The following is a 12,652-nucleotide window of genomic DNA, read 5'->3' as shown; positions in this document are numbered from 1 at the left end:
ATTTTTGAGCGAGAGGACGCTCCGACGAGCGCCCAATGATTGGCCAAATCAGTAATAGATAATTAGTGGCCGTCGAAATCGCAGATACTGAACACGTTCAGGTCGATCCCTTTCAGGCGCTCTTCACCACCGATGTCCGGTAGGTTGATAACAAAAGCAGCATCTTCAACGATACCACCCAAGCGGCGCACCAGCTTAGTTGTCGCTTCGATCGTGCCGCCTGTCGCCAACAGATCATCGACGAGCAAGACCTTGTCGCCTTCTTTGATTGCATCGACATGGATCTCAAGCGTATCCTGACCATACTCAAGCTCGTAGCTCTCGCCAATCACTTCACGTGGCAATTTGCCAGGCTTACGTACCGGCACAAAACCCACACCCAATTCAAGGGCTAGCGGTGCACCGAACAAAAAACCACGCGCTTCAGTACCAATTACCTTAGTGATCCCTTTATCTTTATATTGTTCGATAAGGATTTGCATGGTCGCGCGGTAAGCATCTGGATCTTCCATCAGGCTAGTCACATCGCGGAACAGGATCCCTGGCTTTGGATAATCAGGAATGGATTTGATGCTATTTTTGATCAACGCGAGCTTTTCTTGAGTCATAATTTTTTTCCATTAAACAATACGGCCATATGATGACACACCGCCGAAAAAACTGGTTCAAATAGTAGTTTTTTTCCCATGGCGGGGCAAGGACTGCGACATTCTCAGCACCAAGAGAATGATCCAGATAGCATCAATAGCACAGCGTGGACCGATTAGCCCTGCAGTGTGGGATTATCCCGCTCAGGCAGTCGGTTGAACCAGACCAGTAGAATGACCAGCATGGACACCAGCATCACTTTGTGCCAAAGCAGAGGAACGAGGAAAATAGACAGGGAAAAGCTGGCCACAATCATAATATTGGCCCGACGTTTAACGTGCTTGGACACCGCTCGGTGATGGTGCCAATTCTGCAAAATGGGGCCAAACCTCGGGTGGTTAAGCAGCCAATGGTTGAGCTTTGGCGATCCCCGCATGAAACAGGCACTGGCCAGCAGCAAAAAAGGGGTCGTGGGTAACAATGGCAGAAAAGCCCCGACAAGCCCCAAGGCAACACAGATCCACCCACATAACAACAGAAGTGTTTTTCTAACCATATGACCTAACCAATGTGAAACGGCTCTTTACCCTTTACTACGAGTGTACCAGCTAAAACAAAAATACCAACAACCCATCTCTGTCAGTATAAGTTGTAGGTATTTGCTTTTGGCTGAACTCGTTAAGTACTTACGATGAGAGCATACCGACAAAAGTCAAGATAGCGGGTAGCGTCGGCAATGCCAACACGGCAATAAATCCGAGGAAATATTTAACGTTGTATGGATCTTGATATCCCTGCTCCATGGTAGACTTCCTTTATTGACTGATTAGATGTTAACGGCTCTTGGGCCATCGATTATTTGTGCAGCCAATATAGCGGAATAGTATGATGACAAAAACCGAGGGAATTTAAGGTTATTGTCATACAACCCCATAATTGTTTGATTCAAATCACAATCGTTATCAAGAATCGTCTTAGACTAAAATAATCACTAATAAAAAAATAAAAGGCTTATGACAACGTCAGATAAACTTTACGAGCAGCTGCAACAGCGCCTGGAACAAGAACACGGCATGTTGTCACGCGAGCTCAAGCACGAGATGCTGCTCAATACCTTGGTGCCGTCAGCAACAGCGATTGAGAATGCAGAATTGAGCGAGTTAATCGTGATGGCCAAATCTTCTTTTATTCCCAACCTATTCGATTTGGCTATACGGATGGAACGCATCGACGCGGCAGTTTGCTCGGTGAAACTGGGGATGTATGGACTGTGTGTCGATTGCGAAGAAGAAATCGCGATTGAAGATCTTGAAAAAGACCCAGCTCAGCCGCGCTGCAACAGTTGCCGCGAGCACAGCCGCTACCACCACGACAGCTAATCCAACAATAAGCGGGCTTTCCCGCCTATTGTTCTACTCGACCTGTTCAGCTAGACCTGTTTTGCTTGCCCCGTCATTTACCGGCCTGCGTTTTACTCGAGCTGCTTTACTGAGTATCAATCTTTGTCTTGATACCTCAGGGCGATTATAGCTATGGCGCAGACTGCTGCTTGACCCACTGTTCAAACGCCTCTCTTTCTTCAACATTGGCTTTGCTGTACCAAAGCTTGAGCTGGACAAACGCATCACCAGTAATACTGACCTCCCCCTTGTCACTCACTTCTACCGCTGCCTGTTCTAGATCAACCGCGTAACCTTCTTCAAAGGTAATACCGTGCTCGCGATTATACTCGGCCACCAAGCCTTCCATATCGCTGTAAGCGGCAAAGCCTTTGCCTTGCAGTTCGACATGCTCAAGGGTCTTGGTACTGCCATCAGCCAACTCAAGCTGCCACTCTGGGCCGCGCTGGAAATACGCTTTAGCTTGGCTCATGCTCGATAAACGAGGCAAGACGATGGTGGCATCTTGCTTGGGCACGTCCATCTCAAACAGGTATGGACGCGTGGTATACATTTTACTCTTCGAGCCATCTTTGAGCTCACCGTCAAAGCGCACGACCACCTGATGGCGACCTTCGGTCAAATCAATGCTGTCAGCTTCAGACCAGAAAGAGGATTCGACTTGTTTACCATCCACGACCAGCAGTTTGATGTTCTGGCCGGTACTCAGTGTGGCTGCCTGCAGACCCATCGGCAATGCCAATAGGCCAAGGGTGACTAACCATTTTTTCATTGCTATTCCCTTACTCACTGTCATAACACAATTTTGTCATCACTAAGATAACAAAAAGCCGCCTGGGGAGGCGGCTTTTTTGGAGAGTTTTTAACCGAAAAAGACGATTAGAATACTACTTCCATACCTACTAGGTAACCTACATCTAGGTCAGCAAGGTCAGAGTCAGCCCAGCCTAGTTCACCGTAAACTTTCACGTTGCTGTGTAGTTGGTGAGTTACGTTACCGTATACGTTGTCGATAGTGTCGTTTGACGCATCATCGTCAAGACGGTTGTAACCTAGAGCAAACGTGTTTTTACCCATAGTGTAAGAACCAGCAAGTTCAATTACGTCAGCGTCAACAGTTTTAACACCAGCAGTCTTGTTCTCGATTTGGCCGTAAGAAGCAGCAAATGCGAATTGACCCATTACGTACTCAGCTTCTAGGTTGAAGATGTCACGCTCTTTCTTTTCAGAGTCTAGAGATGAGTTCTCTGCAGTGTAGTAGTAACCACGTACATCGATGTCACCGAAACGCGCACCAAGGCGAGCATCAGTAATAGTACCGTCAGAGTTTAGGAAATCAGTAGCAGCATCGCCATTAATGCCTTTTGATTCAGCATCAGCATCTAGGTCGTGAGATAGACCGAAGTAGAACTGACCGTTGTCGAATACGTACTTGATAGTTTCGTTACCTTCAGTAACACCGAAGTCGATTTGCTCGAAACCTAGCTCGTAGTCTTTACCGATACCTGCGTCATCAGAAATAAGTAGCTGACGACCGAACGTTAGCGTACCGAAATCGCCGCCAAGACCAACCCATAGCTCATCGTTAGTTACGTCACGTTTTTCGAACGCAAAACCGATACCCGCAACTGCGTTTAGCTGGTCGTTAACTGCGATTGTGGTGTTTAGCTGTAGGTCACCGTCATCTAGGTGAATGCCTGAGTCAGCGTTGCTGTCTTTGTCTTGGATTGGCTGAAGGTACTGAACTTCAGCTGCACCTGAAAGGTCTACAACTACGCCGTTTGCGTCATATAGGTTAATGCCAGCTTGTGCTGAACCTGCTGCTAGTACTGATAGTGCTAGAAGAGTCTTTTTCATGATATCCACTGCCTTTTCTTATTTAGACTGGAATTCCTGTTTCCAGAATTCCTTTTCTTTTTTTATCCCCAACTTCTTATGCCTTATAAACATATAACGCAATAAGAAAGCTAAAGAGTCGAAATTTATGGAACTCATCCTGACAGAAGATTCCACTTTGTGTCAAATCTTCTAAACCCAAGCTAAAAAAACATCAACACCCATCAAATTCAACAACTTACAAATCAAACGAATGCTAATTGAGCATTGTTTTTATATAAAAAATGTCTATTCATAAAAAAGTAACCATTGAATTATCAACACAAAAAACTACAAATTTAGCAAAATAGAGCAATTAGAAGCACAAAATATCATGCCTAGCAGTTATTTGTGGTGAATTAGCATTGAAAACCACCTACGCAGATCTGCTTCTAACTAGTTCAATCTTATTTCGTGAACTGGTTCTCATTTTTAAAAGGCAAACCTCAAAAACCTGCGAGCGGTCACATTCAGATGTTCATGCTATAATGCGCGCCCCAGTCCCGATGAAGTTTCAGATATGCTACACAACCAGATAAAGAGTGATATCAAGCAGTGCTATGAGAACCTGAGCAATCAGCTCGATAACTTTATACCTAGAAGGGCTCAAAACTATCTGGTTGCCGAGATAGCAAAGACACTGGGTGGTGAATACCATGCCAAACACCGTATGCTGGTCGGCGAAGCTGGTACAGGGATCGGTAAATCACTCTCCTATTTACTGGGGACGATCCCGTTCGCGGTGTTTAACAATAAGAAAGTATTAATTTCCACCGCGACCGTTGCTCTGCAAGAGCAGCTGATCAATAAAGACCTGCCGCTTTTCAACCGCATCTATCCCAAAGAGTTCAGTTTTATCTTGGCCAAGGGCCGTCAGCGCTATTGCTGTAACCATAAATTAGAAGCCAGTTGCAATAGTGATGAAAGTCAACAAGTTAGCCTTTGGGATGAAAAACCTAAAAAGTCAGATTTAGATCTTTTGAAGCGGATGTTGATAGCCAGCGAGGGCGGAAAGTGGGATGGCGACCGGGACAGTTGGCCTACTACCATCCCCGATCGCATCTGGCAGCAGATTGTCGCCGATAAGCACAGCTGTCATGCCGGCTTGCCCAAGCACCGGGACTGTCCGTTCTCCAAGGCCCGCGAGCACTTGGAAAAAGCCGACGTCATTATTGCCAACCATGCCCTGCTGATGGCAGATATTGAATTGGGCGGCGGTATTATTTTGCCGGAGCCGGAAAAAACCATCTATGTCATTGATGAGGCACACCACTTGCCTCAGGTTGCGCGTGATTTCTCCTCGGCAGCGGCCAGCCTTAAAGGCGCTGCCAGCTGGTTGGAAAAGCTCAACCAATCTGTCGGCAAACTGGCTGAGCTGGCTGATTATAAGAAATCAGGCCGATTCCAGACCGCACTGAGCGAGAACATTGCAACGCTAATCCCGACACTGCGCCAAATCGCCAGCAGTATCGATGACACCCAATTCAATAAAGACGGTGTTTACCGCTTTGAGCATGGGGAACTGCCTGCTTGGCTGCAAGAAGAAGCCAAAGGCTGTAAAGATGCCAGCAAGAAGGCCTTGCAAGCGCTGGGGAAAATTCACGATTTGATCTCTGAGCGCACTAAAGACAATGAAATCTTACCTAGGCTCGGTGAGCAAGCGCTTGCCGAATCAGGCTTTTATCTACAGCGACTTGAAAATCTTGAGAAGGTCTGGAGCTTGATGGCCCAGCCCAACAAGGATAAAGGCGCCCCGCTCGCGCGCTGGATTGAAAAAAGCCAAGACCGCGAGAATGACTACATCATTGAAGTCTCCCCGCTTGAGGTCGGCTATCGCCTAGACCAATTACTTTGGAGCCGTGCTGTCGGTTCCATTCTGGTTTCGGCAACCCTGCGAGCATTGAACCAGTTCGACTACTTTTGCCGCCAAGCCGGCATTTACGAAAAAGAAGCCACCCGCTTCTTGGCTTTGGCCTCGCCGTTTGACTACCAGAACAACGCCCGGTTGGTGATCCCGGCTCTGCCTCTTGAGCCGCAAGCAGACAAATTTACTGATTTGCTCATCGACACTCTGCCGGAATACCTCGAGGGAGAGACATCTAGCCTTGTCTTATTCTCTTCCTATTGGCAGATGAACCAAGTCGCCGACAAACTCCGACCGCTGGCCAAGAAAAATCGCTGGGAACTCCTTGTTCAAGGTGAAGAGTCACGTCAGATCACTCTAAAAAAACATAAAGAGAACTGTCAAAAAGGTAAAACTAGTATTTTATTTGGCACTGGTAGCTTCTCTGAAGGCCTTGATTTGCCTGGTGATTTACTTAAAAACCTGATTATCACCAAGATTCCGTTCGCCGTACCGACCTCTCCGGTGGAAGAAGCCCATGCGGAGTACATCGAAAGCCGTGGCGGTAACCCGTTTTTGCAAATATCAGTACCAGAAGCGAGCAAGAAACTGATCCAGTCTGTGGGCCGCCTGCTGCGTAAAGAAGAAGACACGGGCAGAGTTGTGCTGCTCGACCGACGGGTGATCACCAGACGTTACGGCAAAGCCTTACTCGATTCACTGCCACCCTTTGAACGTGTTATCGAACACGTTCGATAGTCGGTGATAGCTCATGATTGAAACGCTTGAACCCGGAATGTGGCTCTTACTTGGACTGATTGCCCTGCTTGCCGGTTTTATTGATGCGGTTGCTGGCGGCGGTGGCATGCTGACCGTCCCAGCACTGCTGTCTATTGGTCTGCCACCCCACATTGCATTAGGCACCAATAAACTGGCGGCCACCTTTGCTTCATCAACAGCCGCTTGGACCTATTATAAGAAGCAGCTTTTTTCACCTTCATTTTGGCGCCAGTCCTTCATCGCCACCCTAATCGGTGCGATTGGCGGTACCTTGGTGGTTGATCTGCTATCTACCGAATGGTTGGAGAAAATACTGCCGCTGATCATTCTCGCTGCCGCGGTATACACAATTTGGCACCCACACCCCAAAGGGAGCAGTCATAACTTACCGGAGCCATCCACCAGTCTGACCAAGAAACAGTGGGCACAGGGGACAAGCCTAGGTTTTTATGATGGCGTTGCAGGCCCTGGCACCGGTGCCTTTTGGATCGTGTCGAATATGGCGCTTTACCGCCTCGACATCCTGATGGCATCTGGCCTTGCCAAGGCCATGAACTTTACCAGCAACCTGACCTCGCTGGTGACCTTTGCTATCTTAGGGCATATTAATGTATTGCTAGGCCTGACAATGGGCGTTTGCCTGATGATCGGAGCCTATATCGGCGCCCACTCCGCTATTCGCTTTGGCGCACGCTTTATACGGCCTGTTTTTGTCACCGTGGTGATTATTTTGGCCGTCAAACTGGCCCTGCAGGCTTGGTTTTAACCCGCCGCTGAATCTGGAGTCATACCATGCTCGATTTCCAACGACTGGAAAAAATCGTCACCCAACTGGCCGACGAAGCAGCCAGTACCGATAGTAAGCGGGGAGAAGCCCAGCGCCCGCTGTTTGATGAGCAATTGTTTCATTGTCGTAGCAAACTGCTAGGTCCTTGTGTCGAGGAGATCCATGAAGAAATCTTTGCACTAAGCCGCGAACACGCTCAAGGCAAACTCAATCCCAGCCGTACCCAACATGTATGTGAGCGCATCGTTTCACAGATCCAGGCTGTACAGCGGGAATTGGCCACTCAGCATATTCGCAAGAATGAACCGCAACGAACGAGAAGCTGGCGCAAACCCATATATGAACTCAAGCAAGATCTCGCGCAGCACCAAGAATGGGCCAAACGCTTAACCACTATGCAACGTACCAAAGAGCGAGCAGTGAGCCGATGTCGCTCAGTTGAAGAGCGACAGAGTTTGGAGAGCGAAGCCGCAACGTTAGCTGATCGCTTATACCGCTGCCGCGCCGCACTGGCAAAAATTGAAAAGCAGATCAGCATGCGGGAGAGAAAAGGTTAATGACACTTCATCTGGTTTATCATCCTATCTACTCACAGCTAGACCTGCCGCCACAGCACCGCTATCCCATCAACAAATACCGGATGCTGTATCAGCATCTGGACCAAGAGCTGGGGCTCGACGCCCACCCCCGGCTACAACTGCACCAGCCTCAACCTGTATGTATTGATGAGGTCAAACAGCTGCACCATCCCGATTACATTGATGCTCTGTTTGGCAACACCTTACCTGCCGCTAAAATGCGTCGCATTGGCTTTCCATGGAGTCCGCAGCTTATTGAGCGCACCCTGACCTCTTCGGGTGGCACCAAGTTAACCGTCGATTTAGCCTATCAACACGGCATAGGGATCCACCTTAGTGGCGGCTACCACCACGCCCACCATGATTTTGGCAGTGGTTTTTGCCTTATTAACGATCTGGCGCTGGCTGCCCGCCACGCCCTTACCCTAGACGGTATCGACAAGGTCATGATCATTGATTGTGATGTCCACCATGGCGATGGGACGGCAACCTTATTGGCGGATGATCCGGAAATCATTACCTTTTCCGTTCACTGCGACAAGAACTTCCCTGCCCGTAAGCCGGCGTCAGATATCGATCTCACCCTGCCTCGGGAAACAACCACCGAAGAATACCTCGACGCTTTTGCTGGTATCCTGCCCCTTGCGCTGGCACAGCACCAACCGGATATGGTGATCTACGATGCCGGTGTCGATATCCACCAGCACGATGAATTGGGCTACTTCAATGTGTGTACCGACGGTATTTACCGGCGCGATCATCTGGTCTTGACCCTTTGCCACACTGCCAGTATCCCTGTTGCGGCAGTCGTTGGCGGTGGTTACCGCAGTGAGCATCAACATCTGGTCAATCTACATGCCCAGCTTATATACTCGGCACTGGATATACTGGCGCAGCGCCCTTGTAACTAACCAGACAACGTGAGCATTATGACTGAATCAACTTCATCTCCCCTCGACAACGCCCCGGACGATATCAAATTGGCGGTAGATCTTATCTACCTACTCGAAAGCAACGAGGTTGATCTTGAAACGGCATTGTCTGCGATCAATATCGTGAAAGGTGATCTAGAAGCCAAGCTAAAAGCATCAAAAGACCAATAGTCCGACGTCTTTTAATACCGAGCATCACAGCATTTCAGAACAAGCAGCCTAACGAAGTCATCCTTAGGCTGCTTGTGCTTGCTATTTCCATAACTGTTTATGGCATTAGGGATATACCCAAGTTACCTCAAGATGCAGGATTAAGAGGGTTATCAGCGCATTCAATCCAAAGCGAAGGTTTGCATCTTTAATACCAAACGGCGTCATTCAACGTCAAAATAATGACTATTTCGTAATTACCCCGCCATGAAAAAATCCACGTCCTTTAATTGACATGTTTTTAAATAAATAATTAAACCATTAGTATTTAACTTATTTTTATATCGTTCTACAATCTTTCCGCAAATAAATCTAATTATATTTTAAGAACATATATTTACTCATATACATACCAATTGGAGCTGTAATGAAAAAGGGACTAACACTAACAGCCATTGCTGTTACTGTGCTTTTATCGGGCTGTGCGTCTGATTCTGATGCAACAAAAACGCTTCCTCTAGAAAGCAATCAATCTGAAATATCCACCCAGATCAATTCAATTGCCCAGCACATCAATCAAGCCAAAGAAAAGCTGAGCAATGCAAAAGCTGATGAGCTTCAATGGTTTGCGACTAAACATTTCCAAAGTGCTGATAAAGCACTCAATGATGCCAAAGAGTACTACGCCGTATTTGAAACAGATCCAAGCAAGGCGCACAGCAGTACCGGCTTCTTTAGCTCAAGAACCAACCTTCAAGCAACAGAAGACGCGCTGAATCAATTCAACTTAAATATTGCAAAATCAGAAATGATCCGCGAAAAAGCATTATCTGTTCTTGATGAGGCATTTTCTTACCGTGCACAATTAGCGTCTTTAGACGTCAATAAATATTACCCGAAAAGCAATGCACGTTTAGAAACTCAGCTTAAAACATTGGTCAACCATATTGCCGATGATAGAACAGAACGTGCGACTGCAGGCCAACCGGATTTGGTTAACCGACAGCGTGCACTGGAAGTAAAAACGGTTACGCGTATTTACCTATCCGACGCACAAAAAGAATTGGCACGATTGAAAGCAAGCAATACGGCCTTGCATGCACCAGATACCTTAGCGGTTGCGTCAACCCGAGTGACAGCTGCAGAAGCCTTTATAAGTGCAGAACCTCGTTCGTTTAGCAAAATTGAAGATAAAGCCGCAGAAGCCATGTTCTCAATTAAGCATGCTGAGCACATTGCAGACGTAGTACAAAAGCTGAAAGCCCTGCCAGAGAAAGACTATGAGCGCCATGTGCTGACGTTTGAAAAACTACTGGTCAATATTTCTAAAGCCCTTGGCAGTGACGATCTGCGTGATAACCCTATTAACCAGCAAGGTAAACGTCTTGTCTCGCTGATTGAAGAGCAAAAAGCCCAATCAAGCGAAGGTGAGCAGAACTTACAGCAACTTCTGGCACAGCTGACTGATGAGCAGGAGAAAGTGACTGAGCTAGAAGCCTCACTGACAACCAAGCAACAAGCTAACGCTCAAGCCGGTGAGAAAGTGAAGCAATTGGAAGCCAAGATTGCTGAACTGAATGCCGCTCTTGTCGTGGCTTATACCCAAGCTAACGAGCAAGTAGAAGCGGTTGCTCAAGAGCAAGACGCTAATACGGAAAACGCTGTAGATAATGTGAAAGTCGCTGAAGCGACGGATGAAACGGCAGAGGTAAAAGCAGTCGAAGCAAAAGCAGCAGAGGCTGAGGCCATCGACGTAGAAGCTGCTCCACAAAAGCTGACGGCTGAAATTGAACCAGAAGTAGCAAGCTAACCCCCCAAGCTCATATCAATGATGAGAAGTGGCAAATTTGCCACTTCTTTTTATTGACTTTTCCCCTAGGGGAAGGTTTACACTTATTGGCAATCTTATAATTTACAGTTAGATATTGATGACTTTGCGCCGACCGCACAATATGCTGGCATTACTTCTGGTATTGATGATCAGCCTGATTATCAAGCCGGTTTTTGCTATGCCGGGTCATCAGACAATGCCTGCACAGTTCGGCTCCATATCACACTGCTCTCCCGCTGAGTCGACCTGCTCTCACGCCAATCAAACTCACCAACAAGACCTGCATTGCAGTGCCTGTGATGACAGTGCAATGATGGACGGTAACCACTGCGGCGATATTGGGGATAAGCATAAATGCAAAAGCTGTAAAACCAGTCATGGGCAATACTCCACGCTGCCCGTTGTCTATCTCGTACAATCTAATCTCTCCGCTCAAAATTTACCGTTACAGATAACGGTCACCACACCGGTTTCTCGCCCCGAAAATAGCCTCCGCCCCCCTATTCACTAATTCGCTTCCGTTTACATCACTGGACCAGTTCGCTGTCCAGTCGCTATTTACGTCGAAAAAGTGAAAAACATATGCATAACAACAAGATCTACCGTGCGCTCGGCATGGTGTCTCTCATTGGTTTTGCTGCCAGTTCTTGGGCTAACTCTTATCCAGTCAATGCCTTATCTGAACCAGCAACACTAAATGGGCTCATTAACTGGGCAATTGAGCATGATGTTGCCCAGCAGCAAATACAGTTTCAAGCTGATGCGATCAGTGAGATGGGGATTGCCAATAGTCAATTGATGGATCCAAAAATGAAGGTCGGTATCGGTGGTTTGCCCGTCGATAGCTTTGCTTTCGATGAAGATCCAATGACCAATATTTCGGTCGGGCTAATGCAGCAGTTTGGCCGTGGCGATAGCCTGTCTCTACAGCAAAAGCAGAGCCAACAGCAAGCTGGGAGTGTCCGCAAACAAACTGATGTCCGCAAGTTGGATGTCACAAAGGCGATCACAACCTCTTGGATCGAGCTGACTTATCTTGAACAAAGCCATCAATTGATAAAGCAGAATCAAAATCTTTTCCGTGAGCTAACTCGTTACCTGAGTACCAACTATGGCGTCGGTGCCAGTCAGGCACAGGATTTGATTCAAGCAGAGCTGCAGGTCAACAAAATTGACGAACAGCTGCAGTCAAACCAGCAAATGCAGCAGCGCCTACGCGCCCAGCTATCTGAATGGCTGGGTGACCAAGCATGGCAAGTACAGCCAACTGCCTATCCGCAATGGCTGGCGTTGAATACTTACTTTGCGGCATCGACACAGGATCATTATCAGGCCCTCGCCAGCCACCCGAGCATTCAGGTAGCAGACGAACTGATCAAAAGTAATGAAACCGGGATTGAGCTCGCCAATGAGTCATACCAGCCACAGTTTGGCGTTGAAGTGATGTATGCCCATCGCCAAGCAGACCGGATGGATGGTTCTGCAGCACCGGATTTGGTCAGCGCCTATGTCACCATGGATCTCCCGCTATTCACTGAAAAACGCCAGGACAGGAAACTGTCTGCTGCCCAGCATCAGGTCGGAGCGGCCAGAACCCAGCGTGATCTCATGTTGCGCCAGATGCATGCACAGATCAGTGCCGCAGCCATTGACCGGGATAACACCCAGCAACGCCTGGAGCGATACCGCTCAATTTTGCTGAAACAAGCCAAAGAAAAAACCCAAGCGGTCGAGCGAGGCTACCAGAACAACACCAGCCAGTTGGATGAATATATCCGTGCCGCCAGCGAAGAGCTGGCTATCGAGCTGGAACAAGCACGCCTTGCTGCCGACTTACAACAAGCAAATAACAACTTGGCTTACCTGCTGAACAAATATTAAGGGATAT

The 12,652-nt window shown here is 47.7% G+C and carries 13 protein-coding genes; 9 read left to right on the top strand and 4 right to left on the bottom strand.

The window, feature by feature from the left end; all coding sequences use genetic code 11:
- Positions 1–62: 62 nt before the first annotated feature.
- Together apt and L4D79_RS19000 are read right to left on the bottom strand one after the other, a co-directional pair.
- Entirely contained in the window at positions 63–608 is a 546-nt protein-coding gene (apt, locus tag L4D79_RS19005) for an adenine phosphoribosyltransferase (RefSeq protein WP_428653208.1), read from the bottom strand.
- Between the two features lie 155 nt (positions 609–763).
- Positions 764–1,144 (bottom strand): YbaN family protein, encoded by a 381-nt coding sequence (locus L4D79_RS19000; protein WP_428653206.1) that lies wholly within the window; start codon positions 1,142–1,144, stop codon positions 764–766.
- A gap of 457 nt (positions 1,145–1,601) precedes the next feature.
- Between L4D79_RS19000 and L4D79_RS18995 the strand changes: the two genes are divergently transcribed.
- Positions 1,602–1,967, top strand: a complete 366-nt coding sequence (locus L4D79_RS18995) for a conjugal transfer protein TraR (RefSeq protein WP_428653204.1) — start codon at positions 1,602–1,604, stop codon at positions 1,965–1,967.
- A 151-nt stretch (positions 1,968–2,118) separates the two neighbouring features.
- On the opposite strand, the gene L4D79_RS18990 is transcribed toward L4D79_RS18995, so the two are convergent.
- Together L4D79_RS18990 and L4D79_RS18985 are read right to left on the bottom strand one after the other, a co-directional pair.
- Positions 2,119–2,760, bottom strand: coding sequence for a YccT family protein (locus tag L4D79_RS18990; RefSeq protein WP_428653202.1), 642 nt, complete (start codon positions 2,758–2,760; stop codon positions 2,119–2,121).
- A 107-nt stretch (positions 2,761–2,867) separates the two neighbouring features.
- Positions 2,868–3,845 carry a porin gene (locus L4D79_RS18985; protein ID WP_428653200.1) on the bottom strand — a complete coding sequence of 326 codons (978 nt, stop codon included), beginning with the start codon at positions 3,843–3,845 and terminating at the stop codon, positions 2,868–2,870.
- 538 nt (positions 3,846–4,383) lie between these two features.
- On the opposite strand from L4D79_RS18985, the gene dinG reads away from it, so the two are divergent.
- The 8 genes from dinG to L4D79_RS18945 all read left to right on the top strand — a co-directional run bounded on the left by dinG (position 4,384) and on the right by L4D79_RS18945 (position 12,645).
- A complete protein-coding gene (gene dinG, locus L4D79_RS18980) occupies positions 4,384–6,465 on the top strand; it encodes an ATP-dependent DNA helicase DinG (RefSeq protein ID WP_428653198.1) in 2,082 nt (693 codons plus the stop codon).
- Positions 6,466–6,478: 13 nt separating this feature from the next.
- Entirely contained in the window at positions 6,479–7,252 is a 774-nt protein-coding gene (locus tag L4D79_RS18975; RefSeq protein ID WP_428653196.1) for a sulfite exporter TauE/SafE family protein, read from the top strand.
- A 26-nt stretch (positions 7,253–7,278) separates the two neighbouring features.
- Positions 7,279–7,830, top strand: coding sequence for a primosomal replication protein PriC (gene priC, locus L4D79_RS18970; protein WP_428653193.1), 552 nt, complete (start codon positions 7,279–7,281; stop codon positions 7,828–7,830).
- On the top strand, positions 7,830–8,762 hold the full coding sequence (locus L4D79_RS18965; protein ID WP_428653191.1) for a histone deacetylase family protein: 933 nt from the start codon (positions 7,830–7,832) through the stop codon (positions 8,760–8,762). Before priC ends, L4D79_RS18965 begins: the two co-directional genes overlap by 1 nt.
- Positions 8,763–8,780: 18 nt before the next feature.
- Entirely contained in the window at positions 8,781–8,954 is a 174-nt protein-coding gene (gene rsmS / locus L4D79_RS18960; RefSeq protein WP_428653189.1) for a pleiotropic regulatory protein RsmS, read from the top strand.
- A gap of 406 nt (positions 8,955–9,360) precedes the next feature.
- A complete protein-coding gene (locus L4D79_RS18955) occupies positions 9,361–10,743 on the top strand; it encodes a hypothetical protein (RefSeq protein WP_428653187.1) in 1,383 nt (460 codons plus the stop codon).
- Between the two features lie 118 nt (positions 10,744–10,861).
- Positions 10,862–11,275 (top strand): hypothetical protein, encoded by a 414-nt coding sequence (locus L4D79_RS18950; protein ID WP_428653185.1) that lies wholly within the window; start codon positions 10,862–10,864, stop codon positions 11,273–11,275.
- A 71-nt stretch (positions 11,276–11,346) separates the two neighbouring features.
- Positions 11,347–12,645, top strand: coding sequence for a TolC family protein (locus L4D79_RS18945; RefSeq protein ID WP_428653183.1), 1,299 nt, complete (start codon positions 11,347–11,349; stop codon positions 12,643–12,645).
- Positions 12,646–12,652: the final 7 nt, after the last annotated feature.

This window comes from Photobacterium satsumensis (assembly GCF_050336935.1).
GTDB lineage: Bacteria > Pseudomonadota > Gammaproteobacteria > Enterobacterales > Vibrionaceae > Photobacterium > Photobacterium satsumensis.
This window is presented reverse-complemented; position numbering and strand designations above follow the sequence as displayed.

Coding starts and splice junctions, on each gene's coding strand:
- rsmS (WP_428653189.1), top strand. CDS start 8,781: ATGACTGAATCAACTTCATCTCCCCTCGACAACGCCCCGGACGATATC.
- L4D79_RS18990 (WP_428653202.1), bottom strand. CDS start 2,760: ATGAAAAAATGGTTAGTCACCCTTGGCCTATTGGCATTGCCGATGGGT.
- apt (WP_428653208.1), bottom strand. CDS start 608: ATGACTCAAGAAAAGCTCGCGTTGATCAAAAATAGCATCAAATCCATT.
- L4D79_RS18950 (WP_428653185.1), top strand. CDS start 10,862: ATGACTTTGCGCCGACCGCACAATATGCTGGCATTACTTCTGGTATTG.
- dinG (WP_428653198.1), top strand. CDS start 4,384: ATGCTACACAACCAGATAAAGAGTGATATCAAGCAGTGCTATGAGAAC.
- L4D79_RS18955 (WP_428653187.1), top strand. CDS start 9,361: ATGAAAAAGGGACTAACACTAACAGCCATTGCTGTTACTGTGCTTTTA.
- L4D79_RS18965 (WP_428653191.1), top strand. CDS start 7,830: ATGACACTTCATCTGGTTTATCATCCTATCTACTCACAGCTAGACCTG.
- L4D79_RS19000 (WP_428653206.1), bottom strand. CDS start 1,144: ATGGTTAGAAAAACACTTCTGTTGTTATGTGGGTGGATCTGTGTTGCC.
- priC (WP_428653193.1), top strand. CDS start 7,279: ATGCTCGATTTCCAACGACTGGAAAAAATCGTCACCCAACTGGCCGAC.
- L4D79_RS18995 (WP_428653204.1), top strand. CDS start 1,602: ATGACAACGTCAGATAAACTTTACGAGCAGCTGCAACAGCGCCTGGAA.
- L4D79_RS18945 (WP_428653183.1), top strand. CDS start 11,347: ATGCATAACAACAAGATCTACCGTGCGCTCGGCATGGTGTCTCTCATT.
- L4D79_RS18975 (WP_428653196.1), top strand. CDS start 6,479: ATGATTGAAACGCTTGAACCCGGAATGTGGCTCTTACTTGGACTGATT.
- L4D79_RS18985 (WP_428653200.1), bottom strand. CDS start 3,845: ATGAAAAAGACTCTTCTAGCACTATCAGTACTAGCAGCAGGTTCAGCA.